The 23,743-nt window shown below is 43.1% G+C and carries 23 protein-coding genes and 1 pseudogene; 6 read left to right on the top strand and 18 right to left on the bottom strand.

Annotated elements, in window-relative coordinates; genetic code table 11:
• Window positions 1–35 precede the first annotated feature (35 nt).
• Window positions 36–737: pseudogene (gene rpoD / locus LBQ00_05430) on the top strand (RNA polymerase sigma factor RpoD).
• Between the two features lie 635 nt (window positions 738–1,372).
• On the opposite strand, the gene LBQ00_05425 reads toward rpoD, so the two are convergent.
• From LBQ00_05425 to LBQ00_05415, 3 genes are read right to left on the bottom strand one after another with little or no spacing between them, the layout of a single operon-like run.
• Window positions 1,373–2,440, bottom strand: coding sequence for a 3-isopropylmalate dehydrogenase (locus LBQ00_05425; GenBank protein MDR2018298.1), 1,068 nt, complete (start codon window positions 2,438–2,440; stop codon window positions 1,373–1,375).
• The gene (gene purD, locus LBQ00_05420) at window positions 2,433–3,734 is read right to left on the bottom strand and encodes a phosphoribosylamine--glycine ligase (protein ID MDR2018297.1); all 1,302 of its coding nucleotides are present in this window, start codon (window positions 3,732–3,734) and stop codon (window positions 2,433–2,435) included. Before purD ends, LBQ00_05425 begins: the two co-directional genes overlap by 8 nt.
• Before the next feature lie 12 nt (window positions 3,735–3,746).
• Window positions 3,747–4,337, bottom strand: a complete 591-nt coding sequence (locus tag LBQ00_05415; GenBank protein MDR2018296.1) for an IMP cyclohydrolase — start codon at window positions 4,335–4,337, stop codon at window positions 3,747–3,749.
• 260 nt (window positions 4,338–4,597) lie between these two features.
• Between LBQ00_05415 and LBQ00_05410 the strand changes: the two genes are divergently transcribed.
• On the top strand, window positions 4,598–5,629 hold the full coding sequence (locus LBQ00_05410; GenBank protein MDR2018295.1) for a zinc-dependent alcohol dehydrogenase family protein: 1,032 nt from the start codon (window positions 4,598–4,600) through the stop codon (window positions 5,627–5,629).
• Window positions 5,630–5,711: 82 nt separating this feature from the next.
• On the opposite strand, the gene LBQ00_05405 is transcribed toward LBQ00_05410, so the two are convergent.
• Window positions 5,712–6,626, bottom strand: coding sequence for a phosphatidylglycerol lysyltransferase domain-containing protein (locus LBQ00_05405; GenBank protein ID MDR2018294.1), 915 nt, complete (start codon window positions 6,624–6,626; stop codon window positions 5,712–5,714).
• A gap of 307 nt (window positions 6,627–6,933) precedes the next feature.
• Between LBQ00_05405 and LBQ00_05400 the strand changes: the two genes are divergently transcribed.
• Both LBQ00_05400 and ispG read left to right on the top strand, forming a co-directional pair.
• Window positions 6,934–8,910, top strand: coding sequence for an APC family permease (locus LBQ00_05400; GenBank protein ID MDR2018293.1), 1,977 nt, complete (start codon window positions 6,934–6,936; stop codon window positions 8,908–8,910).
• 197 nt (window positions 8,911–9,107) lie between these two features.
• Window positions 9,108–10,169: a flavodoxin-dependent (E)-4-hydroxy-3-methylbut-2-enyl-diphosphate synthase gene (gene ispG / locus LBQ00_05395; protein MDR2018292.1), complete on the top strand. Its 1,062-nt coding sequence runs from the start codon at window positions 9,108–9,110 to the stop codon at window positions 10,167–10,169.
• A gap of 349 nt (window positions 10,170–10,518) precedes the next feature.
• Here the strand turns inward: ispG and LBQ00_05390 are convergent, their stop codons facing one another.
• The 10 genes from LBQ00_05390 to LBQ00_05345 form a co-directional block, all read right to left on the bottom strand.
• Entirely contained in the window at window positions 10,519–10,908 is a 390-nt protein-coding gene (locus LBQ00_05390) for a DUF559 domain-containing protein (protein ID MDR2018291.1), read from the bottom strand.
• Between the two features lie 18 nt (window positions 10,909–10,926).
• Window positions 10,927–11,628, bottom strand: coding sequence for a hypothetical protein (locus tag LBQ00_05385; protein ID MDR2018290.1), 702 nt, complete (start codon window positions 11,626–11,628; stop codon window positions 10,927–10,929).
• The gene (locus tag LBQ00_05380; GenBank protein MDR2018289.1) at window positions 11,628–11,921 is read right to left on the bottom strand and encodes a hypothetical protein; all 294 of its coding nucleotides are present in this window, start codon (window positions 11,919–11,921) and stop codon (window positions 11,628–11,630) included. The genes LBQ00_05385 and LBQ00_05380 overlap by 1 nt, the downstream gene beginning before the upstream one ends.
• On the bottom strand, window positions 11,903–12,625 hold the full coding sequence (locus LBQ00_05375) for a hypothetical protein (protein MDR2018288.1): 723 nt from the start codon (window positions 12,623–12,625) through the stop codon (window positions 11,903–11,905). Before LBQ00_05375 ends, LBQ00_05380 begins: the two co-directional genes overlap by 19 nt.
• 65 nt (window positions 12,626–12,690) lie before the next feature.
• The gene (locus tag LBQ00_05370) at window positions 12,691–13,461 is read right to left on the bottom strand and encodes a hypothetical protein (protein MDR2018287.1); all 771 of its coding nucleotides are present in this window, start codon (window positions 13,459–13,461) and stop codon (window positions 12,691–12,693) included.
• Window positions 13,421–13,609 (bottom strand): hypothetical protein, encoded by a 189-nt coding sequence (locus LBQ00_05365; GenBank protein ID MDR2018286.1) that lies wholly within the window; start codon window positions 13,607–13,609, stop codon window positions 13,421–13,423. Before LBQ00_05365 ends, LBQ00_05370 begins: the two co-directional genes overlap by 41 nt.
• A 241-nt stretch (window positions 13,610–13,850) precedes the next feature.
• Window positions 13,851–14,135 (bottom strand): AAA family ATPase, encoded by a 285-nt coding sequence (locus tag LBQ00_05360; GenBank protein ID MDR2018285.1) that lies wholly within the window; start codon window positions 14,133–14,135, stop codon window positions 13,851–13,853.
• Between the two features lie 10 nt (window positions 14,136–14,145).
• Entirely contained in the window at window positions 14,146–14,949 is an 804-nt protein-coding gene (locus tag LBQ00_05355; protein MDR2018284.1) for a hypothetical protein, read from the bottom strand.
• A 969-nt stretch (window positions 14,950–15,918) separates the two neighbouring features.
• On the bottom strand, window positions 15,919–16,470 hold the full coding sequence (locus tag LBQ00_05350; GenBank protein MDR2018283.1) for a Fe-S-containing hydro-lyase: 552 nt from the start codon (window positions 16,468–16,470) through the stop codon (window positions 15,919–15,921).
• 54 nt (window positions 16,471–16,524) lie between these two features.
• Entirely contained in the window at window positions 16,525–17,364 is an 840-nt protein-coding gene (locus tag LBQ00_05345) for a fumarate hydratase (GenBank protein ID MDR2018282.1), read from the bottom strand.
• A gap of 389 nt (window positions 17,365–17,753) precedes the next feature.
• Between LBQ00_05345 and LBQ00_05340 the strand changes: the two genes are divergently transcribed.
• Window positions 17,754–18,107, top strand: a complete 354-nt coding sequence (locus LBQ00_05340; protein ID MDR2018281.1) for a phosphomannose isomerase type II C-terminal cupin domain — start codon at window positions 17,754–17,756, stop codon at window positions 18,105–18,107.
• A gap of 825 nt (window positions 18,108–18,932) precedes the next feature.
• On the opposite strand, the gene LBQ00_05335 is transcribed toward LBQ00_05340, so the two are convergent.
• The 4 genes from LBQ00_05335 to LBQ00_05320 form a co-directional block, all read right to left on the bottom strand.
• Entirely contained in the window at window positions 18,933–19,655 is a 723-nt protein-coding gene (locus LBQ00_05335) for an rRNA pseudouridine synthase (protein ID MDR2018280.1), read from the bottom strand.
• A 3-nt stretch (window positions 19,656–19,658) separates the two neighbouring features.
• Window positions 19,659–19,799 carry a hypothetical protein gene (locus LBQ00_05330; GenBank protein ID MDR2018279.1) on the bottom strand — a complete coding sequence of 47 codons (141 nt, stop codon included), beginning with the start codon at window positions 19,797–19,799 and terminating at the stop codon, window positions 19,659–19,661.
• 137 nt (window positions 19,800–19,936) lie between these two features.
• On the bottom strand, window positions 19,937–20,734 hold the full coding sequence (locus LBQ00_05325) for a prepilin peptidase (protein MDR2018278.1): 798 nt from the start codon (window positions 20,732–20,734) through the stop codon (window positions 19,937–19,939).
• A gap of 170 nt (window positions 20,735–20,904) precedes the next feature.
• The gene (locus LBQ00_05320) at window positions 20,905–21,399 is read right to left on the bottom strand and encodes a pilin (protein MDR2018277.1); all 495 of its coding nucleotides are present in this window, start codon (window positions 21,397–21,399) and stop codon (window positions 20,905–20,907) included.
• Window positions 21,400–22,271: 872 nt separating this feature from the next.
• On the opposite strand from LBQ00_05320, the gene guaB reads away from it, so the two are divergent.
• On the top strand, window positions 22,272–23,738 hold the full coding sequence (guaB, locus tag LBQ00_05315; protein ID MDR2018276.1) for an IMP dehydrogenase: 1,467 nt from the start codon (window positions 22,272–22,274) through the stop codon (window positions 23,736–23,738).
• The last annotated feature ends 5 nt before the right edge of the window (window positions 23,739–23,743 follow it).

The raw sequence follows: 23,743 nt of genomic DNA, 5'->3' as shown, positions 1-23,743 counted from the left end.
AAGATGGATGCGCGTTTGCCAAGAATGAGTTGGTCAAAGCCAATCTTCGCCTCGTAGTGAGTATTGCGAAGAGATATATGAACCGCGGGCTCTCCCTTCTTGATCTTGTCCAGGAAGGAAACATCGGCTTAATGAAAGCAGTCGATAGATTTGAATACAAAAGAGGTTATAGATTCAGCACCTACGCTACCTGGTGGATCAGGCAATCAATCACACGGGCCATAGCCGATCAGGCAAGAACAATACGGATACCTGTCCATATGATTGAAACTATCAATAAGATAATCAGGGTTTCCCGGAACCTGGTCCAGGAATTGGGGAGAGAACCCAAGCCGGATGAGATTGCCCGGAAGATAGGATTTTCTCTTGATAGAGTGATGAAAGTTCTTAAGATCACCAAAGAACCTATCTCCCTTGAAACCCCTGTCGGCGACGAGGATGATACCCATCTTGCCGACTTTATAGAAGATAGAAGCACGCCGAGCCCGCAGGAATATGCCATATGTGATGACCTGGCAAACCAATTGGACAAAACGCTGGCAACCCTGACTCCCAGAGAAGAAAAGGTGGTGAGAATGCGTTTTGGTATTGGAGAAAAGTATGACCACACCCTTGAGGAGGTGGGAGAGGTTTTCGATGTTACGAGGGAGCGAATTCGTCAGATCGAGGCTAAGGCGCTAAGAAAACTGAAGCACCATAGCAGAGCGAAACGGCTGAAATATTTTGTAGAAATGTAACAATCTTATATATTCCTTGGCCTGAAAGCAGCCCGATGGGAGAATTCATTCTGTCATAGAGTCTGGTGCCGTAGTTTAAGACATTGTGGATAGACATTGAAAACGATTTATAATTTACCGGTAGTATTGAAGCTGAAAGTTGGTTTTCATACCTTCTTCAATACAAGTACAAGTATTGGTTCCAAAGATACATGCGTCACAACAATATAACGGATAAGGGTAATGTTCCGCTATGAGAGAAAAAAACGAGAGGCAAATCGGAGCCTTTTCAAGAAGTGTGTGTAAAAGAGGTGGGTCTTAGATAAAAGTTAACATAATATCTCTTATCGGTACTAATTAAAGTTTAGAAAGCAACTATAAAAGTATTTATGAAAATGACAAGATTTTAACAATTGTACCCCCCAAGGGGTTCCGTTAATTACTACACTCTTTGAGAGACGAGCTGAGGCGTAATTTTAGCATATAGTCAATCTCCTGCCCACAAAGAACAACGGCGATGTCCATATTATGCCGAAAAAATCTTCGTAACGCAGCAATGCGTCTTAAAAAAGTCACCCCCAAGGCGCAAAACTTCTCGACATTGACAGGAACACTCTAGGGAAAAAGTTTAAAGAGCTGAACCCCAACGGACGGGACTAAAGGTTTGTCACTATTTTGGCAACAAGGTCTCCTACCTCACAGGTCCCCATACCCATTTTTCCTGCATCCTGCGACTTTATGTTCTTGACAATGGCCTGCTGAACAGCTTTCTCAATAAGATCTGAGGCTTCCTGTTCACCTATAAACTCCAGGAGCATCCCGCCGGCCATAATCGCCGCGAGCGGGTTTATGACGTTCATGCCCGTATATTTTGGTGCGGAACCACCAATAGGCTCGAACATCGACACGCCCTCAGGGTTGATATTGCCACCGCACGCTATTCCCATTCCGCCCTGTATCATGGCCCCTAGGTCCGTGATAATATCTCCAAACATGTTGTCTGTCACGATAACGTCGAACCATTCGGGATTCTTGATCATCCACATGCTCATGGCATCAACATGTGCATAATCTGCCGTTATATCAGAATACTCTTTCGCAACATCATAAAACGTCCTTGACCAGAGATCAAACGCGTACGTGAGAACATTTGTTTTCCCGCATAAAGTGAGCTTCTTTTCCTTGCCCCGTTTTTTTGTATACTGGAAAGCAAACCTTACACATCTTTCCACCCCTTTACGCGTGTTGATCGACTCCTGAACTGCTACCTCATCTTTAGTGCCCTTCTTCAGTACACCGCCAGCACCCGTATACAGACCCTCGGTATTCTCCCTGACTACCACAAAGTCAATCTCTGCAGGTCCCTTGTTTTTGAGAGGCGTATCGACTCCTTCGTAGAGTTTTACGGGTCTCAGGTTTACATACTGGTCCAGTTCAAACCTTGCCTTCAGGAGTATCTCTTTTTCAAGAATGCCAGGCTTCACGTCAGGGTGACCGATGGCGCCGAGATAGATTGCGTTGAATTGCCTCAGTTCGGATAAAACGCTCTCCGGAAGCAGGTCGCCTGTCCTCATATATCTTTCGCCCCCGAGGTCATATTCCGTATAGCTGAGAGTGAAACCCAATTTGTGGGATACAGCATTAAGAACTTTTACGCCTTCGGTGATTACTTCCGGGCCGGTTCCGTCTCCTGGAATGACTGCAATATTGTAATTCCTATTCATGCTTGGTGTCCCTTTCCTTCATAATTTTAAGCGCCTTACCGGCGATATCTTTCCTGTATTGCATGCCTTCAAACTCGATACACGACACTGCATCATATACAATTCTTATGGCTTCTTCGTACGTATTGCCTGTGGCGGTCACTCCTAGGACCCTACCTCCAGACGTGTAATACGTATCTCCCGTCTTTTTCGTACCCCCGTGGAAAACCATCACGTTGTCACGCTTTTTAAGTTCCTCCAGACCTCTTATCGCCTTTCCTTTCTCCGGTTTGTCCGGGTAGCCTTTCGAAGCCAGTACCACGCAAACGGAAACACCTGGTTTCCACTTTATCTCGGGGATACTGTCCAGATGTCCTTCCACGCATGCCATTAAAATCGGAACAATATCGCTTTCCATCTTGAAGAGAATGGGTTGCGTCTCCGGATCTCCCAATCGGGCATTAAACTCAATGACAAAGGGATTGCCGTCTCTTATCATTAATCCGCCGTATAATACCCCCTTATATACGATCCCTCGGTTGCGTAAAGCCATAATCATCGGCATCATGATCTGCGAATGTATTAGGTCATCCATCTGGCCATCCACGAAAGGTATGGGCGTATAAGCCCCCATCCCTCCCGTATTTGGCCCTTCACCATTATCGAGAAGAGGCTTATGATCCTGGGACGGAAGCATAGGCAGAATGGTTTTTCCGTCGGTAAACGCAAGGCAAGACGCCTCTACCCCGGAAAGGAAATCCTCAATGATAATCTTCACACCTGCATTCCCGTAGATCCTACGAACCATGAGGTCTTCCAGCACCTTCTCCGCCTCTTCATTATCTTTTATTACGTAAGCACCTTTCCCTGCGCAGAGACCATCGGCCTTTATCACGAAAGGCGCGGCAATGTCCCTGATATACCGCACAGCATCATCGTAATCGATAAAACTCCTGAAGGGGGCCGTCGGTATTCCATTTCCAACCATCATTTCCTTAGCGAAGAGTTTGCTTGCTTCTATCTCGGCACCTTTCATGGACGGGCCAAAAACTGCGATCCCGGTACCATTAAATTGATCTACAATGCCTTGAGCCAAGGGGTTTTCCGGCCCCACAACAGCAAGATCAATTTTCTCCCGCTTTGCCAGCCGAACCAACCCATCCGTGTTATTGACATCAATCTCGACGCAGTCGGCAATGTCCGATATGCCGCCATTTCCCGGTGCGCACAATATGGATTTTACTAGATCCGATTGCGATAATTTCCACGCAAGAGCGTGCTCCCTGCCCCCGCTTCCTATGATAAGTACCTTCATGAATCGCCTTCCCTAAAGTTTTGATTCAAACAGGTACGCATGAATCGCCCTGTCATAATCCGAAGTCAGATAAAAAACTTTTTTCGCGAGATAAAATCTAAACTCCTCAGTAGTCTCTCCATAGTGGGTCTTCATTTCTTCCATTACTTTTCCGTAATCGTCCGGATCAATCACAACAGTCATGTATTTGAAATTCTTCGCAGCAGCCCGAATCATTGAAGGCCCCCCGATGTCGATATTCTCAATTGCTTCTTCGAATGTACAGCCTTTGTTTATCACTTCCTTAAAGGGATAGAGGTTCACGACGATCATATCAATATGTTTTATGTCCAGAGATTCCATTGCTTTCTGATGTTCTTCGTTGTCTCGTATGTTGAGAATTCCTCCATGAATTTTTGGATGGAGTGTCTTAACTCTCCCATCCATTATTTCTGGAAAACCTGTATAAGAACTAACCTCCAAGGGATCGGCACCGATGTCGTCAAGAAATTTCTTTGTGCCCCCGGTAGACAATAGCTCCACCCCGCTATTTTTAAGAAACAATGCAAGTTCCGATAAATAGTCCTTGCTGGAGACACTTATCACTGCCCTTCTGATCTTCACTATAGTCCTCCTTTGCTGTAGCTGGCCATTGGAAAAATGGAATATACGCCGTTTTGAACCGGCCACCATCTTTCCAACCCGCCCGCTGGACAAACCGGCAAGCAAGAGTTATAGTAAATTCTCGGCAGATAGTTTGTCAATAAATTTCGGTACCAAACCGAGCGTAATCCGCGGTAAATGGGTCGTGCGCCTTCCGGTTTTGTTTAATAAGCGATACGTCCCAGCACCAGTGGTAACTGTTTTGCGAGGAGGTTGACTGAATGAGAGCGATGGTAATAACGAGGATCGGCAGCCTTGGCTCAGGGACCAACCCATTGGAACTGATAGATATGCCTGTGCCCATTGAAGGAGAGAATGATCTCCTTGTGAGGGTCTCAGCCTGTGGGGTTTGTCACACGGAAATTGATGAGATAGAAGGACGGACAGCCCCTGCTTTTCTCCCTATAATCCCTGGACATCAGATCGTAGGGAGAGTCGAAAGGGCCGGAAAGAAGGTAACCAAGTTCAAAACAGGAGACCGCGTCGGCGTGGCTTGGATTCACTCTTCCTGCGGGAAATGTCGGTACTGCGCCGAGGGTAATGACAATCTGTGTGACAACTTTAAGGCAACCGGCAGGGATGTCCATGGCGGTTATGCCGAGTTTACCTTGGTCCCAGAAGATTATGCATTTCCGATTCCGCCATCATTTCCTGATATTGAAGCTGCTCCCCTGCTTTGCTCCGGAGCGATCGGTTACCGTTCTTTGAGGTTTACGGACTTGCAAGATGGAGAAAATTTGGGTCTTACCGGGTTCGGCGCGTCCGCCCATCTTGTGATACAGATGGCACTTCACATGTACCCGAGAAGCAAGATTTTTGTTTTCGCAAGAAGCGAGTCCGAAAGGGGGCTGGCGCGAGAGCTTGGGGCCTTTTGGACAGGACGTATAGAGGATGATCCTTCAGAGAAACTTCATGCAATTATTGATACAACACCCGCTTGGAAACCGATCTTGGAGTCTATGAAGAACCTCAGAAAAGGAGGTCGGCTTGTCGTAAATGCTATTCGCAAAGAGTCAACCGACAAAGAGTCTCTTCTTGACCTCGACTACCCCACTCACTTATGGCTCGAGAAGGAGCTGAAAAGCGTGGCTAATGTCGCACGGTGGGATGTAAGCAAATTTCTTGAGTTGGCAGCGGAGATACCGATAAGACCAGAGATCCAGATATTCGACCTTGAGGAAGCGAATAGGGCTGTAGCCGAACTTAGGGAAAGCAAAATACGAGGCGCTAAGGTCTTGAAAATAGGCCAATAAAACTATCGCTGAGTCTCATTCGGCGAGGCACCACACAGGGGCGGCCGCCCGAAGAACGAACCGGACAGGAGGAATTTATTTATTACTCGAAGCCGGTTAAAGTAACCCTGTATTTGGGTGCCATATGGTGAGGGTGATAGGAAAGTTTGGCTTCTCTCAGCCCAGGTATTCCAAGGTCCTGCTCCCGGTTGATATAACGCACATTCCAGCATTCCTGAGCGCATCGTTGGTTTATGATCGTATAGAGTTCCGATATTTCAGGATTTGCTTTCTCGATATGAATTACCGCCGTGGCGTCATTCAGCATTTCACCTACAGAGAAGGCTTTCACCTTTCCCCCGATAGTGATCACGCCTCCCTGAAGCCCGAGGGCCTCAAAATTCTCCATGGCTTCCTGAATTGCCCCCCACTCTCCCAAGAGACTAAGGTCTTCCTCGGAACGTCGTACCTCGCACCAATTAGATTGCAATTCAAGGCATGCTTCTAAATGGCGCTCCTCAAGGGGTTCAAACGTGAAACTGTGATTTCGCGTGATTCTGTTGATGCGATTTCTCTTGGTACGATACTTGTTTCCGGCAAGTTGCACAAGATCATCTCTCAGGTAGACATAATCGTAATGATCATGAGTGGGCTCAATAAATAAACCAGGTGCTCCATGGAGTTCTTCTATCATCTGCGCATCCACCCTCTCTATGGTTGGGAGGGATACTCCTTCTTCCTTTCTAAGCCATTTCAAGACCGTCAGGGCGGTGTCTCGTCTTGGGGGCGGCCCCATAGGTTGCATCACATAGGCGCCGGTCCCGTCTTGCTCACCAGTTATGATAAGTAAATTTCCATAGACGGACCACCGAAACCGGTAATGGTCACGCCAAATAAAAAGATTCGTAAAGGTCCACTCCGAAGTCTCAGGCTGGTATTCTTTCAAAATACGAGTGAAAACACTGCGATCCCCAAGCTCAATGGATTTAAACTCAGGAAAAGATGGAACTTCTGGCATGAGCATTATTCAATATTAAAATAGCTTATTTGTCAAACCACTTCCAGAAAAGAACCGTATCTCCTTTTAAGCGGCTTTATTGTCAGATATGGACACCCCTATCACCGCTTCATTAATACCCTATACTTTATATCGCCGATGGTCACCGCAGCCTGTAAACCAAAACCAACGAAAATGTTGAATTTCTTCATGGTAAGGGGTAACCTATTGTGAATTGAGTAAACAAATATTCAGATACAGTCTGTGATGAAGCTAAAATACCTTTACCAACGAAATAAAGCGCGGGTCCCCCTCGACGGAGGGCAGTATGGGCGAAGATATCTCAGACCATAAGTTGACTTTCGTTGAAAAAGTGAAACGGACGCTCATAGGGACACCCCGAAGTGTTACCGAGCCTTCCATATTCCACAAGATTTCGCTAATTCCAATACTTGCATGGATAGGACTTGGCGCCGACGGTCTGTCATCTGCTTCGTATGGTCCAGAAGAAACATTCAGAGCTTTGGGGCAGCACACTTACCTGGTCATTTTTCTGGCTTTGGCAACCGTTTTCACCGTGATCGTTATATCTTATACTTACTCTAGGATAATTGAGCATTTTCCACAGGGAGGAGGTTACATCGTCGCAACCCACACCATTAACAAAGGCGCGGGTGTAATTTCGGGATGCGCTCTTCTTGTCGACTACATGTTCACCATTACTGTATCCCTTGTATCGTGCGGTGATTCTATTTTCAGTTTTTTTCCTCTCTCGTTTCAGAAATACAAACTGATTTTTGTAGGATTTCTCATTATTGTTCTGGTTGTTTTTAATCTGAGAGGAGTAAAAGAGTCAGTGAAGATGTTTGTACCTATTTTCTTTATTTTTGTTGTAACTCATGCCGTACTCATAGGATACGGCATAGTGAGTCATGCGTCCCAGGTAAGACCTTTGACGGAGAATCTGACTGCAGGCTTCACCGGGGGATTTTCGACTCTTGGATGCGTAGGTATGATGGGTATATTCCTGCGCGCTTTCTCTATGGGCGGTACTTATACAGGAATTGAGGCTGTCTCCAATGCTATGCACATCATGCGGGAACCAAAAATTAAGACCGGAAAACGGACCATGATATATATGGCCACTTCGCTGGCCGTAACCGCAGGGGGACTCCTCATATGCTATCTTCTGTTCAATATAAAACCAACAGAAGGGAAGACTCTGAACGCCATCCTTTCCGAGAAAGTTTTCGGAGAATGGCCCCTGGGTAACGTCGTCGCCCTGGTCACGATATTATCGGAGGGCGCTATTCTTGTTGTAGCAGCCCAGTCTGGTTTTGCGAGCGGTCCGGCCGTCATGGCGAACATGGCGATAGACCGCTGGCTTCCACGCCGGTTCGCAGCTCTTTCCGAGCGACTGACAATGCAAGATGGTGTATTGTTAATGGGTGTGGCCGCATTTGCCATCCTTATTTATACACATGGCTCCATTACATCCCTTGTAATCATGTACTCAATTAACGTGTTTGTTACTTTTTCCCTATCCCAGTTCGGAATGGCCAGATTTTTCATGAAAAATAAGGAGAAAGGCAAAAACGGAAAAAAACATATTGTTATCCACCTTATAGGATTTATGGTTTGCGTAACAATCCTAGTAGTTACTCTTTACGAAAAATTTGAAGAGGGCGGATGGGTTACCATCGTAATCACTTCCTTTGTGATAGGATTATGTTACCTTATACGAAGGCACTATAATAAAGTGAGTCAAGTCATGGGAAAACTGGCCGACATGTTATCCGACATACCTGCAGTTACTCCTTTTAACGCCAAACCGGTTGACCTCAGGAATATGACTGCAATATTGCTGGTAAGTGGGTTTAACGGGTTTGGACTTCATACGCTCTTGTCAATCGTTCGGTCTTTCCCTAATGTGTATGCCAATTTTATCTTTGTCGCTGTCGCGGAAATTGATTCTGGTACCTTCAAAGGCATTGCCGAAATTGAAGCACTGAAAGCCTCCGTGAAAAAAGATCTCGAGAAATACGTGAAAATTACGCGTCAGCATGGATTTCCAGCAGATTTCAGAATGGATGTGGGAACGGATGTCGTGGATACAGTGACCGAGCTTGCGGAAACGGTAGTAAGAGAGTTTCCGAGGTCGACAGTATTCACCGGAAAACTAGTGTTTCGTCACGAGAACCCTTTTCAGAAAATACTCCATAATGAGACCGCTTTTTCCATCCAACGAAGGCTCCAATGGAACGGCGTGGCAACAGTGATTCTGCCGATCCGCGTGTCAATGTAATGACTGCGGTGTGTAAGTAACGCACTCGTGGACTGAGATTTCAGGTTTCAGCATGGTAAGGGCGTGCGTCACGAAAGAAATTATGACATTGACAAGGTTTTCGAAAGGATGTATAGTTGTATACAATGAGCTCGGTTGTGCGGGTCAGGCGGCCCATCGGCTCATTCTCATAATCATTTTAAGGATAGCTTGTATATATGAAAAGAAAGAAGACAAAGACAATTAAAGTCGGTAATGTTTCTATAGGGGGGAATAGTCCAATAGTGGTTCAATCCATGCTCAAGGCGGATCCGGAAAACTTTCAGCAAACACTGAATCAGACAAGAGAACTGAAGAAAGCAGGATGCGAGATTGTAAGGATTGCCCTTCCCGAGCTTGATACATGTAAGATCGTCCCCTTCCTGAAAGAGGAAACAGATGTTCCGATTGTCGGAGATATTCATTTTAATCATAAAATTGCCCTCCGGGCCATGGAGTCGGGTATAGATGGAATAAGGATAAACCCGGGAACAATAAACAATGTTCGGAAGATAAAAGAAATTGCCCTGCTTGCAAAAGATACGAGTACACCCGTGCGGATCGGCATCAATATCGGTTCAATAGAAAAACGCCTGCTCCAAAATCATGCGAAGCCCAACGCGAAGACTATGGTAGAGAGTGCATTATATTATACAAAGCTTTTTGAGGATGCCGGCTGGACACAACTCAAAGTCTCTCTCAAGGCATCAGACATTTTCGAGACCATAGAGGCATACAAAAAATTTTCAAAAGTGTCGGATTACCCACTTCACGTGGGCATCACGGAAGCCGGGCCTGTGTTTTCGGGAGTCATCAAATCGTCCATAGGCATAGGTATCTTACTTAACGAAGGTATCGGGGATACAATAAGAGTATCTCTCACAGGTAATCCAACCTACGAGGTAATTGCCGCCTATCACATTCTGCGGGACATGGGTCTCAGAAAAACCGGTATAAATATCATATCATGCCCTACATGCGGCAGATGCAAAACAAATCTGGCAGAGATTGTAGAGCAATTTGAAAAGGACATTGCGGATATTGGGATGTATCTCAATGTAGCTCTTATGGGTTGTAAGGTTAACGGTCCGGGAGAGGCGAAGGATGCTGATGTGGGCATAGCCTTCGGTAAAACTAAGGCCGTCCTGTTCGTCAAAGGAAGAATTGTCAAAACCGATATACCGAATGAGATGGCTAGATCCATCCTCAAGGAAGAGATTTACAATCTGGTTGAATCTTGATTTCCTCCGCAGCCTCATTTTTCGGCTTATCTCTGTTCTGCATGCGAATGATCCTCTGAATCCACCGTGATTTGCGTTAAAACGGCGAGAAGGAAGACGACACATCGCGATGCGGCCGAATTTAAGAAACCACCGAATTCTAAGGTATCGTTGTCAAGAAATCTTTGACAACTGAAATCTCGTCCAACTCACCTTCTTCAAAAACATTTTTAATATGCAGGCTGATGTTTTGTTTTGTAGTTTGAAAAAGTTCTGTCGTCTGACTTTGCGAAAACCAGATGGTGCTTTTTCGATTTTGACATCAATTTTTGTTTGTTCGTCTTGAGTTCGGTAGATTATAATTTAATTATTATTCATTTTGATTACCTATATTAGAAAAAGTGGTATTTGTAGTAATAGCTTCATCCTGCTCTGCGTTATATTCCGCTTCCCACTCCTCGCGGATTTGCGTTGCTCTGATTTTGATTTTTTCAAGCAAAGAGCGTTCGTTTTTATTTTCCGACACCATATCTTCGGGATAAATATTATAATTTTCAAGTTCACTCGTTAGTCGCTCAAAAGTTTTTTCTTTACTACGATAAAATTCACTGCCCCTAATGCGGATAAAATACCAGCCCAAACGTTCTAAAATAGTTTGCCGCTCCATATCATTTTTAACCTGTTCTTCGGTGCTGTGATAGCATTCACCGTCACATTCAAGTGCTATTTTTCTATTTCCACAATTTACAACCAGGTCAATTCGATAGGCCCCAACCTCTCATTGTTGAATAATATTATAATTTTTGCTTACTAAAAATTCAGCTATTTCACGCTCAAACGGTGATTCTGATTTGATTTTTATATTTAGAATTTTATCCGAGAATAATTTTGGGTCGTTTGCATATTCTAATAAATCTCTTCTTATATCATTTGTTTTTAAATCGCGTGATAGGTCTAATGAATTAACAATCCAAATTTGATCGCGCGCACGACTTACTGCAACATTATATCGTTGCTTGGTTTCTCTTTTCTCAATATCAGACAATCGAAGCGGTCCATCATTTTCATTGCTATCAACCATTGACAGCAATATAACATCTCTCTCATCGCCCTGAAAGTCAGGAGCGGCACCTACTCGCAAATTAAGTTTTTCTTTTAGTGCCAAATCCAATCGTTCGCCAACTAAGTTTTGTATCAAGCCTACCTGCTCGTCTTTTTCATTTCCTAATAATGAAATAACGCCAAAAGTTTTATCTTTGTATTCTTCTTGTTCGGTACAAGCTTTAATTATAGATACTATTGTTTCAGCTTCGGTTTTGTTTGTCTTGCCTTTTCGTTTGCCGTCAACGGAATAATTTATAATATGTGGCGTTGTATAAATTTCATTTGTATCACGAAGTGGTTTGATTTTTCCATCATACGAAAGTTTATTGCTATAATTTATAATATCAGACACGCAGCGGAAATGTTCTTTTAGCATTAATGGTTAAATGTGGTCATTGCTATATCATAGAGTGACGTTGTCCCATCGTATAAATGGTCATTTGGAATTTTTCTCTCAATATGTATAGTGCGAAGCTGGGCTATTTTATCATCAACCATGCCAATTGCTGATGGACTCACCTGTTTATCATCTCCGACAACAATTATTTTATGAGCCATATAAAACAAGCCCAGCGCAGAAACATCTGATTGACTCGCTTCATCAATAATTATCACATCAAATTTATTTACATCAGGATTATAATTGTCCATTATTTTTGTAACTGGCATAATCCAAGCTGGAACAGCTTTTTGGGCATCAACATGTTTTCTCTTGATTTGCGCCTAAGCATAGGAGCTTTTTTACCAGTACCCTTGCCTATTTTCTTAATAGTTTGCAGCCAGCCTGTAAGAGATTGTCGCATGGAATTATTTTTTTCTATGCGCAACAAGACATGATACCATGCCTTATGTGCAACCAGTTGTTCAGTTGTTTTTCTTAATTCTTTTGATAATTTCACTGTTTCCAGTTGTAATTTTTCAAAAGATTCTTTTGTAATATCGTCAAGAGTAGCTGAGAATTGTTTATATTTCCAAACGTCTAAAATATTTTCAGGAACAGATTTTTCACCGTGTATGCCATCTCGATTTTGAATAGCATGCGCCCAAGCTGGTGCAACTTTGTTTATTTTTTCAATAGCAGAACGTCTAAAATTTTGCGCCTCGTATTTGCCACTTAATCTCGATATTTCTTTATAGCATTCGTTAAAATCATCAATGTTGTGATTTTGCACAGCTTCTGCCATTTTGTTGCAAACATTGGAATTGATTCGCTCATTCATTGTTAGCACTTCTATGTGTTTTTGCTTTTTATCATTAAACTCTGCACGCAATCTTTCAAGTCTATTATTAATATCTTTAACTTCAATATAATCCCTCACTGTAGGTATAAGTGCCATTATTTCACAGTTAAGAATTTCAATTGTTTTTTCCAATTTTTCGCTCTCAGATACATTGTCATCAAATGTGAAAAATTCTTCTATAATGATGCCGCAATCTTTTAGGGCTGCATTATATTTGGATGTTCAATGTCGTGCCAGTCAAGATATTTGTCTATTTTGGGGCAATAATTTTTAGCAGTCTCTTCAGGACCCTTATCAAAAGGACCCTTGCCAAAGCTTTCAAACTTTGGTACACCAAACGAGGTCATTAAATCATTCCAAAGTTTTGCTAAATCTTTGCGTTGCAACTCTAAATCAATATAGTTTTTAAAAACATCGCACTCGGCGCTTGTCTTAAGCTTGACACCGTTTATTGTTGTGTTTTTGTAAAAATTTTTCAAGCTAGGCTTGAATAAAAAAGCACCTATTCCAATTTTGCCTTTTGCCAATATTTTGCTCAATTTAGTCAGCAGCTGAAGCGCCTCTTGTTTATCAGTATCGGGACTATGTTTAAAAATTTTTCCCGGAGAATCCGCAGCACAATCGCGAGAAAATTTATACACGCATTCGATTTCTTTTTTTAGCTTTAACCAGCGCTCTTTGAATCCTTCGCCTTGTTTCCCGTCTGCAGCTACTTGAATAGCCCATTTTTGTATACTTTCAACTTCTTTTAAACTATTTTGCAATTTTGCAAGGTCGTCTTTAGAAGTGGGTGTAACTATCAATCTCTCATTTTTATATATTCCTGCTTGACAAAAATAAAAGTCGGAATTTTTATCTTTATAGATTAAAAGCTCCTGTTCAATTTGTTGTAAATCATCAATATATCTTTTAAATTCTTCTGCGTTTTCAAAACGCAAACTCAGCAGGGCTAGGGATGTCAAACTCAAGCGCACCCTCATCGTCAGATGTTATAGTCTCATTTGTTGCATATAATTTATACAAGTCATCTAATTCAAGCGGAAATGCAGCGTTCTTAACTATATTTGACGGAATAATTGTCAGAAGTTCTGCATTTGCCGCCACTTCTTTTGCCATATTAAGCGGTCTGTATCTTTCTCCATTGTAGGTCAGCGGTTCAAATTCTCGAAATTTAATAGCAAACATTTTTTACGTTGTTCGTTCAGCAAATTAATTATTTCCATGCGCAATTTTTCGGTACGTTTTATTTTTTCACTGAGTTGCATGGAGTTGGTTGTCGAGATTTGTGTCGAAATTTCATTTACCGAACGCTCAACTTCAGATATTCCGTCATCAAAAACGGGCACGCATAGCCCTTTTATTTTTTCAGGTAGTTTTCTTGCAAGACACTTAGTGCCCTTGATTTTTGGCTCGTTACCAAAACACTTTTTCCTTCTGCTAAAAAATGCCCCAAAATATTTGCAATGGTATACGTTTTGCCTGTTCCGGGCGGACCTTGTACGACAACAGCACTTTCTTTTTGGATGCGTTCAGCAATTTGCAACTGCTCCCTATTGGCTGGTTTTGGCAGCAATATATCTTGACTTTCACCATTAAGTGCAGCTAATTCTTGCTCAAATTCGGGCTTTACATATTTTTCCACCTCGAAACTATTATGTTCGCCAAGTATGGGGGGGCAGTGACGGCATTAAATTTCCGCCATTATTTATATCCTCAATTATTTTTTTAATAAATTGCAACGTACCATCTATTTTTTTACGGAGAAAAAATGCTGGATTTTGTTTTATGGTTATCCTGTAATTACCAGTATCTTGCTTGCAAGGATTATCAACAAATATAGTATCGCTAGATAATTTGAATGCAAACTGAGATAAAAAATTTTTAGCATCTTGCTCTGATAGCGGATGGAACGGATTATTGGCAAGAATGTCTCTATAAGTTTTTAGGCTGTCGGCTGATATATCTTCTACATTTAAAAGCAATTCATTATAAAACAGCGTATCTGTATCGTTATCTAAAATTTGTAACGAATTGCTCGCCATGTCAAATTCTATACTAACCTTTTTAGTTATTATAGGATGTTTTCTGTTGCTGCCAACAGACATTTCGCCGTTACCAACAACAAATTCGCGTGTTTCAGGATTAGCTTTTAATTCTTCACGTAAACTGAATAAATCTTTATATAACTGCCTCGTTAAATCATACACTTTTTGTTTTTCAGCCCATTTATTCCACTCTTCTTTATATAAATCAAATAATTCAACAATTTCTATATTGTCAACAAAAACAATAAGGGTCGCATCTTCTTTTTCTATAGATTCTTTGGGTTTTAACTCGTGCAAAAAGTACTTATATTGTGGGCTTATCCATTTCAAATAATTTATTTGGAACTTCTGGCGGATGGTCAAAGTGCGGTTTTTGCACCTGTAGTAGTACAGTTGAGGCGGTTGTTTCATCTGATGTGTCTAAATAAGGCCACTTAATATGTTTATTGTCCTCATGGATGGACGCTATATGCTTATGCCAAATTGTTTTTCGATATCCGTAATAACATTGTATTTTGTTGCTATTAATTCATGAATAAATGTATATAGCCCAAGTGCCTTTTCCTTTGTCTCCGATGTCATGCTTCGCCTCTATTCTCGACTTTTACCTCTCAATTTTACCACAAAAACGCCAGCAGGATTGTATTTTTCATGAACCGTAAGCCATTTCTTAAAAACCGTTTAAATTCAATGCTTGGAACAAACTCTGAATATCACCCATATAATTTGCCACAGGATGAAGCGGCATAACCCTTTGCGCCTCACACAAAAATTTGCCTCTCTGCGTATAAACTCTAATTTTTGACAAATCAAATAGGGTGTATTTTATTAGCATACGTTCTTTTGAGCCGTAAGGCGCTCATTATAATAATCGGCTTCAAAAAATTTATCCCGTTTTTATGGATGGTTTTATACTTCTGCGCCAACATCAAATCGTCTAACTGCTTGATTTCAATGTCATCACCCTGCCTTTGTCAAATACCTTGCCTATTGCTTTCCATTTCACGTGCGGACAGGGTTGTGAATTGTATTATTCCTACCATTTTGTCACCATATAAATTAACTGCTCAATTGTCGGAATAAAGCTGATTGGCGGTAGAGAGCTAAAGTCGGTAGAACCGCGTGTCTGTTAATCTCCACCAACCAAGCCTTCGTTATGATTTTCTTTGTGAAATTTTTTACTTCGCTGTATATACGCTGGTTTATCAGCACTATTTGCCTCGACAAACGATGGTGACAGCCGTTCAAGACTTTCCTGAAATTCTCTGAAAAATCTCTCAATGTGCAATTTGAGACATTTTTGTCGATTTCGTTCTACACCCCAAGTTCCCCCTTCATCCTTCTCTCTGTCTCTTTATAAAATGCAAAAAAAAAAGAATTTTATTCTTTGTATCTTGTCATCCCTGTCTCATACAAATCACTTCCGTACACATCGTTAATTACGAACAAAGGCATATCCTTTACTCCGAGCCTGACCACTGCCTCCGGGCCTAAGTCTTCATATGCGATAGACTCAAAGGAGACAACGGTCTTTGAAAGAAGCGCACCTGCGCCACCCGTTGCCCCGAAATAAACCGCCTTGTACTTCTTTATCGCATCCTTCACGGTCTCTGACCGCTTCCCCTTGCCTATCATTCCTTTTAATCTCAGAGAAAGTAATGTCGGGGTATACGCATCCATCCTTGAACTTGTGGTGGGTCCGCATGCGCCGATAATTTTCCCTGGAGGCGCTGGTGTCGGCCCACAGTAGTATATGATCTGCCCGGCAATATCAAAAGGAAGTGCCCTCCCCTCTTTCAGAGTCTCAACAAATCTCTTATGGGCAGCGTCTCTTGCCGTATAGATATAGCCGCTCAAGAAGACCTTGTCTCCTGATTTCAACGACTCTATAACAGCATCTTCTAAGGGGCTTTGAATGCGCCTTATTTCCATTTTATACCTCGCGCTATATTGTTTTTTTCATTGTCGGCTGTAACCCAGGAGGCGTTACAGAATCATTTGTTTCATTCTATGGGCATGACATTGAATATTGACTGCAACCGGTAGAGAAGCGATATGGCATGGCATTACCATGATGTGAACATCCAAGGTGGTTACAAAACCTCCATACCCTCCTGGTCCGATATGTGTCTTGTTGATCTCTGCTATGAGTTCAGACTCGAACTCCGCAATGGAAGGGTCTTTGCTTCGCACTCCGAGACGGACCATCAACGCTTCCTTGGAAAGAAGAGCAGCGGTTTCTAAATTTCCGCCTATTCCAATGCCAACAATAATGGGTGGACATGAATTTGGACCCCCTTTTTTCACCATTTCAATGACAAATGACTTGATCCCCCCCCTGCCCTGTGAAGGTGTCATCATCCTTACTTCGCCATAATTTTCACTTCCGCCACCCTTTGGGAAAACGGTAATCTTAACGTTCTCGCCAGGTACAATTCTTGTATGTATGATAGCTGGGGTATTGTCTCCTGTATTACGCCTTACAAAAGGATCGCAACACGATTTTCTGAGATAGCCCTTATCGTACGCCCTTCTCACGCCCTCATTAACCGCGTCCTCCAGCAAACCTCCGTACATATGGACATCCTGCCCTATTTCAAGAAATGTCACGGCAAGCCCTGTATCCTGGCAAACGGGAATCCTTTCTTCCTTCGCTATTTCCGCATTCCTTATCAGTTCCCTCAGAACTTCCTTCCCTGCAGAAGATGTTTCATGCTCTATAGCCCTATTGAAAGCGGTCATCATTTCTTCGGACAGGTCCACATTTGCGTCAATAAATAACACTTCCATCGCAGCAATAATCTCGCCGACGTGAAGTTCTCTCATGAAGCACTTCCTTTCGTTCAACAAGGTATCCTCGAAACTGGGCTATTGCCGACCCATGGAGATATTAAGCGCCATAAATATACACAACCGCCTGTTTCTATATCACAATCAATTTCGGAGGATTGCAGGTATTCTTGCTGTCTCACCCGTAAACAGCAGAGTACACCGACGGGAAACATTGTATAGTTTATCACCAAAAATGAAAAGAGAAATCTCAATCCTCATATATCGGGCAGCGACAAGAATATTTTTCACTCAATTTGCGATAGATGCCCAAAGTATCTTGACCGGATGGAATAAATTATTATAATTTACGAGACTCTATGGAAGCATTATCGTTCTCCGTCCTTTAGGGCGGAGATATCGGATAAGTCAAGGAGGAGGCCATATTGAAAGGGTCGCGAAAAGAAGACCATCGCCCCTGGGGGTATTATGAGGTCCTTTTGGATGAAGATCATTGCAAAGTAAAACGAATTGTGGTTCTTCCCGGCAAAAGACTGAGTCTGCAACGCCATCTTTACAGAGCCGAACATTGGTACGTATTGTCCGGAAGCGCAATTGTAAGATCGGGCGACATACAAAGCATCCTTGAAAGCGGTGAGTCCATAGATATCCCTAAGCAGGCTTTGCATCGCTTACAGAACCCCGGCGAAGATGAACTGATCATTGTTGAAGTGCAGACGGGGCAATATTGTGGAGAAGATGATATCGAACGCCTTGACGACGATTACGGGCGGACATAACCCGATGGAAAAAAATTAGTGCATAAAGAATGGAGAAAAATATTAAATATTTTTTAACAGAAGGATCAATAAAATAGATGAAAGCTTCTGGAGCATTCCTTGACGTATCAAGACTGCCCGAAGAAAGGCCCTCCTTACCTGCCTTCACCATATTCAATTTGACACCTTTTTCTTTGTTGTGTAGGAATACTCTCATCCATTGTGCCGCTCATTGAAGATGAGTTTGCCATCACCCAAGCCACGGCAAACGGCATATTTGCATTCCAGGTAATAGAGCGTGAAGTTTCATGTTTTTCTTGGGATTTTTTGCCGACAAACTTAGTTGCAAGAGATCAATAGTAACATCCGTTTTCATCGGCACCTCATTTTTTCTTCGTAAAAGTATTTCCGGTACTCTACCTGTTCAACTTGATTCTCGGTTTTTCTATCGGTATGCATTTCCCTTATGCCATGCCACAGGTTATCGCTGAATATTTTACGGAAAAGCGCTTAAGTACATCAATTGCCTTTCGTAACTTCTGTGCTTCCGTCAGTATCTTTTTTATTCTGTTAATTGTTCTTTTTCCTCCATCTCTTTAAATGAGAGGAAAATTTACGGGGTTTTAGAGTGACGGCGCTTCTTTTGAGCGCCATCATATTCCAAAGAAGGTTGTCTCTCTGGACATTTGGAGGGGTGTTCACACTTGCTTTAGACGCCAGCTTAGGTATTTCCATGATTCCGCTTTACTTTACGAAAGAGTCTGTCATGGTGTCAGATTGAGTATAGAGAAAGGAGGTAACGCATATTTCAGACTGCTTTAAATAAGAATGAGGGCCAAGGTCAACCTAAAAATACTTTATTTGCAGTTCCTTAACTTCATGACCCTCAAGATACCTGTACTCACGGGGTTTCAAACTGCCTAGTGTTATATTTCCTATTCTTATACGCTTTAGTTTAAGTACATGACATCCCAGCGCCTTGCCCATATTTCTTATCATCCGGTTTTTCCCTTCTCCGAGAACAATCCTGTACCAGCTATTATGCAGAGACATTTTTACAAATGAAATGCTGTCTACCTTGTATGTTTCCCCGTCAATAAGGATACCGCGTTTCATCTGTTTCAGGTCATGTTGGCTCAATGTTCCCTTGAATTTGACGAGATACTCTTTCTCCACTTCAAACCTAGGATGTGACACCCGGTAGGCAAAGTTTCCGTCATTCGTAAAAATCATCAGCCCTTCAGAGTGGTAATCCAACCTCCCCACAGGGTAAAGATAGCCCTGAATACCTATAAGATTTCGTGCAATCTCTCTGTCATCATCATACTTAAGATCAGATAATACTTTTGGAGGCTTGTGTAACGCAATGTATAATTTTATTTTTGTCTCGTTTATCTTGGTATTATCAAGTGTTACAACATCTTTCTCTGGTATTACCTTAAACTGCGGCTCCAATACAACTAGATCGTTTACTTTAACCTTCCCGGAAGCAACAATCTCTTCCGCCTTGCGTCTGGAGGATACGCCTGCTCGGGACAAGAATACTGAAAGTCTTAGAACCGGTGACATCTCTCAATCCTTGGAGAAGTCGACAAACTTGTCTGACTCTGTTCTATAAATCGGTTTGAGCAGAACGTGTTTCCGCTCATTTTGTCTGTAGACCTTAATTTCAATCGGATTTTTCTCGAAAGCCGCATTCATTTTGAATTCCATTAAGAAATCTCCATCTCTCGTTGTGTTTAGCATTACCTTCTTACCTGTATCATTAGCGAGGAGCAGAGGAGATTCGACCTGTCTATCGTCTCAAGCTTCCCCTTTATCAAGCACTCACGGATCCGGCGTTTAAGGCCTCAGCCTCTGTCCAGAAACTCCAAAAACTCGAATATGACCCGTTCTCCGGTGTATAAATAGACAAACGCGCCAATAGAAAGAAACGGCCCGAACGGTATGGCATACCTGCCGTTCTCCCCTTTTGCCAGCATGAGTGGCACACCAACGATGATGCCCGCCATGGAACCGCATATGAGACTGAAAAGCGCACCCTTCAGTCCGCAGAATGCGCCTATCATCGCCAAAAGCTTTATATCTCCCCCGCCCATCCCCTTTCTTTTGGCAATAAGCTGATATATCCAAGCGATGGCGAAGATGATGCCACCCCCCAACAGGATACCATAAATTGAGTCAAGAATATCGAATTTCAGGCCAAAATTCCGGAAAAACGGCCTGGCGATGGAGAAAACCAAGCCGGCAATGATGCCGCCAATACTCAGTATATCCGGGATGATCTTAAACTCCAGATCTATGAACGATATGACGATCAGGACGGACGTAAATGTCATGAATACGAACAACTCAAAAGTAAGGCCCAAATGTGTGTAGAGGACTACAAACAACAAGGCTGTTAAAGCTTCGACGATCGGATATTTTGCCGATATTCTGACGCCGCAGCTCCTGCAACGGCCTTTCATCAAAACGTAACTCGCGAGCGGTATGTTGTCGTAGAACTTGACCGGTCTTCCGCAATTCGGACATGAGGAGGGGGGATGTATGATTGATTTCTCCCTCGGTATCCGGTATATGCATACATTCAGAAAACTGCCTATGACGGCTCCAAACATAAATAAGCAGGGTTCAATAAATATTCTCATGAATATGTCCTTGGCACTTGCCTTGATGCACCGCACAATCCAAGGTGGAATCCCTGAGATATATCCGACCAGTGGAATAATTCTGAAATAAGCATGAAAACCATCCTTTTGGTAAATAGAAAAAATTGTAGAGGGGGTATTACACCTCCATCCTGCCGGCAAATCAGGTGCTAATTTTTGGGTATATATGCTGGAGCTAATGTACTGGTGGGGTTAGGCGCCCATTTCCAGTCTTTATAATCACTGGTAGGATAGAGTATCAGAGTGGCGCCATCCACGCCGGAACCGATCGGTTTTTTAGGGCTAGCCGAACCTGCATCGCAGAACGTCGCGGTAATAACACCGCCTCCGCTGGGCGTACCATCGCTGAGTTGGCTATTTACCGTCATACCCTTTAGATACTTAGTGGGAACATCAACACCGAGCTGTGTCCTGATGTCAGTAAGGCTCAAAGTAGCAGCGAGACCAGTACCCGTCTCCGCGTAGTAGACGCTGATCGCAGTCTTTATTGCATCCATTGAATGGACAACCTCCTGGATCTTCGTCCTCTTCACATACCTCGTATAATACTGGATTGGAATCGCGGCGAGAATACAGATGATTGCGGTGACGATGATCAACTCAATAAACGTGAAACCTTTGCTGTTCTTTTGAATCTTAAACATGAAACACCTCTTGGTAAGAGTTACACAGTACATCCACAGTGAAATTATAACAAACTTTTTCCTGCCAAACCAATGGCTTGTGCCACACTTTGTGAAAATCTCTTGCATTTGTTGGTAATTCCTTGCAATTAATTATTATATTAGCAATTTTCGTATCAGTTTATTAGGGAGTGTCTGCCAGACAACAGACTGTCCCGCGCTCCTTATTTATAATAAGATCCGGCGTTCTCGTCGCGTATGATTCTTCTTTCATACCCCATCTTGGATAGTGGATAGAATCCTTTGAAGGATTGAGCGTCTCATAGTCTAGCAATTATTCCCGCCTTAATTTAATTAAGTTAATCAGCATCAATCCTGCAGGGTTGGAGTGGCTCGCGAAATACTTCGTCACCGATCTCCGCATCAAGCGTCCTTCCCCGTGAATAACAACAATATTATCGGAAATGAACCTAAAATATTAAAGTCGTGGGAAATAAAAATTACAGGAATGTTAAATTCTTGACTCCAGTCGATAAAAAATTGGCAATCTGCTCGCGCTATCCCATGCCTAAAAACTTTTGATTATTTTAACCTTATGGATTATACTAACCCAATTAAAATGGTAAGGTTGTTATAATCTTGCTCGCAAATGGTTTTAACGCTACTGATTTAGACGAAATACACACGACTGATATGACGGAGTCTGATGGAAAACAATTACGAGCGTGAGGTTTATAAAAAATCTTACCCTTGAGGGAGTGTCAGTTTATTTAAATCCGAGAAAAGCGGCATGCTTAAGTCTGACCCAGAACAGACAGGGTTTAAGAGCTGGAAAGCCTTGATTAACCTTCAGCCGTCCCATGCGGACACAAGGGAAATTTAAGAGGTGACAAATGCAAGAGAAGGATATTAACGAGGGCCTGACGTTTGATGATGTGCTTCTTGTTCCCTCCATGAGCAGCATTATGCCGAACGCGGCGGATGTCTCCGCCTACCTCACAAGAAGTATCAAACTCAATATACCGGTTCTAAGCGCCGCAATGGATACGGTCACCGAGGCCAAAACGGCTATATGTCTTGCCCAGGAAGGTGGCATAGGAATTATCCACAGAAATATGGGCGTGGAGGAGCAAGCCCAGGAGGTGGAGAAGGTCAAGAAGTCGGAAAGCGGTATGATTGTTGACCCCATAACCATTCGACCGGAACAGAAAATAAAAGACGCCCTTGACCTCATGGCAAAATACAGGATCTCAGGCATCCCGGTGACAAAAGGTAAAAAACTCGTGGGTATCATCACGAACAGGGACCTACGTTTTGAAACGAACTTGGACGAAACGGTAAAAAACGTCATGACCAAAGAGAACCTGGTTACGGTGAGTGAAGGGATAGGCTTGGAAGAATCCAAGAAGATCCTTCATAAGCACAAAATAGAGAAGCTCCTCGTGGTAGATCGGAGCTTCAATCTCAAGGGTCTCATTACTATTAAAGATATAGAAAAAATGAGGAAGTTCCCCAACTCATGCAAAGACCAGATCGGAAGGCTGAGGGTGGGAGCTGCAGTTGGAGTAGCTCAAGACCGTGACATAAGGGTAGAGGCCCTGGTTAAAGCTGGCTGTGACGTTATTGTGGTGGACACAGCTCACGGCCATTCCCAGAATGTAATCAATTCTGTAATTGAAATAAAGCGGAATTTCAAGAATGTCCAACTTATCGCTGGTAATGTAGCGACGGGCGAAGGCGCGGAAGCTCTTATAAAGGCGGGCTGTGACGCCGTGAAGATCGGCGTGGGACCGGGTTCAATATGCACTACAAGAATTATTGCCGGTGTGGGCGTACCGCAGATCACCGCCATATTTACAGTATCAAAGGTGGCAAAGAAGTACGCCATACCCATAATAGCAGACGGTGGCATTAAGTTTTCCGGAGACGTCACTAAGGCATTGGCAGCAGGGGCGGATACGGTCATGATAGGAAACCTTTTTGCGGGAACGGACGAGACGCCTGGCGAAATGGTGCTTTATCAGGGCCGCACCTACAAGGTCTACCGAGGGATGGGTTCTCTGGAGGCTATGAAAGAAGGAAAGACTAGAGACCGGTATTGTATTGCCGAGGATGAAATAGAATCCAAGATTGTGCCGGAAGGAATTGAAGGAAGGGTTCCCTACCGGGGTTCCCTCTCAGTCGCGGTACAGCAGCTTGTGGGCGGTCTACGCTCCGGCATGGGTTATCTCGGATGCGCAAGTCTCAAGGATCTCAGAGAGACTAGAAGATTCGTGAGGATTACGGCGGCCGGACTCAGAGAAAGCCATGTCCATGATGTAATCATTACGAAAGAGTCCCCCAACTACAGAATTGAGTGAGGTTA

It is taken from the genome of Syntrophobacterales bacterium, from assembly GCA_031274925.1.
Lineage (GTDB): Bacteria > Desulfobacterota > Syntrophorhabdia > Syntrophorhabdales > Syntrophorhabdaceae > PNOM01.
The sequence above is the reverse complement of the archived record's forward strand: the minus strand, read 5'-3'. Positions and strand labels throughout refer to the sequence as shown.

Excerpts from the sequence above, each read along its gene's own strand:
- LBQ00_05335 (MDR2018280.1), bottom strand. The coding sequence starts at position 19,655 with ATGTCACCGGTTCTAAGACTTTCAGTATTCTTGTCCCGAGCAGGCGTA.
- LBQ00_05385 (MDR2018290.1), bottom strand. The coding sequence starts at position 11,628 with ATGCTAAAAGAACATTTCCGCTGCGTGTCTGATATTATAAATTATAGC.
- LBQ00_05355 (MDR2018284.1), bottom strand. The coding sequence starts at position 14,949 with ATGAAACAACCGCCTCAACTGTACTACTACAGGTGCAAAAACCGCACT.
- LBQ00_05380 (MDR2018289.1), bottom strand. The coding sequence starts at position 11,921 with ATGCCAGTTACAAAAATAATGGACAATTATAATCCTGATGTAAATAAA.
- ispG (MDR2018292.1), top strand. The coding sequence starts at position 9,108 with ATGAAAAGAAAGAAGACAAAGACAATTAAAGTCGGTAATGTTTCTATA.
- purD (MDR2018297.1), bottom strand. The coding sequence starts at position 3,734 with ATGAAGGTACTTATCATAGGAAGCGGGGGCAGGGAGCACGCTCTTGCG.
- LBQ00_05350 (MDR2018283.1), bottom strand. The coding sequence starts at position 16,470 with ATGGAAATAAGGCGCATTCAAAGCCCCTTAGAAGATGCTGTTATAGAG.
- LBQ00_05320 (MDR2018277.1), bottom strand. The coding sequence starts at position 21,399 with ATGTTTAAGATTCAAAAGAACAGCAAAGGTTTCACGTTTATTGAGTTG.
- LBQ00_05410 (MDR2018295.1), top strand. The coding sequence starts at position 4,598 with ATGAGAGCGATGGTAATAACGAGGATCGGCAGCCTTGGCTCAGGGACC.
- LBQ00_05330 (MDR2018279.1), bottom strand. The coding sequence starts at position 19,799 with ATGGAATTCAAAATGAATGCGGCTTTCGAGAAAAATCCGATTGAAATT.
- LBQ00_05405 (MDR2018294.1), bottom strand. The coding sequence starts at position 6,626 with ATGCCAGAAGTTCCATCTTTTCCTGAGTTTAAATCCATTGAGCTTGGG.
- LBQ00_05425 (MDR2018298.1), bottom strand. The coding sequence starts at position 2,440 with ATGAATAGGAATTACAATATTGCAGTCATTCCAGGAGACGGAACCGGC.
- LBQ00_05400 (MDR2018293.1), top strand. The coding sequence starts at position 6,934 with ATGGGCGAAGATATCTCAGACCATAAGTTGACTTTCGTTGAAAAAGTG.
- LBQ00_05325 (MDR2018278.1), bottom strand. The coding sequence starts at position 20,734 with ATGAGAATATTTATTGAACCCTGCTTATTTATGTTTGGAGCCGTCATA.
- LBQ00_05345 (MDR2018282.1), bottom strand. The coding sequence starts at position 17,364 with ATGAGAGAACTTCACGTCGGCGAGATTATTGCTGCGATGGAAGTGTTA.
- guaB (MDR2018276.1), top strand. The coding sequence starts at position 22,272 with ATGCAAGAGAAGGATATTAACGAGGGCCTGACGTTTGATGATGTGCTT.
- LBQ00_05365 (MDR2018286.1), bottom strand. The coding sequence starts at position 13,609 with ATGGCAAAAGAAGTGGCGGCAAATGCAGAACTTCTGACAATTATTCCG.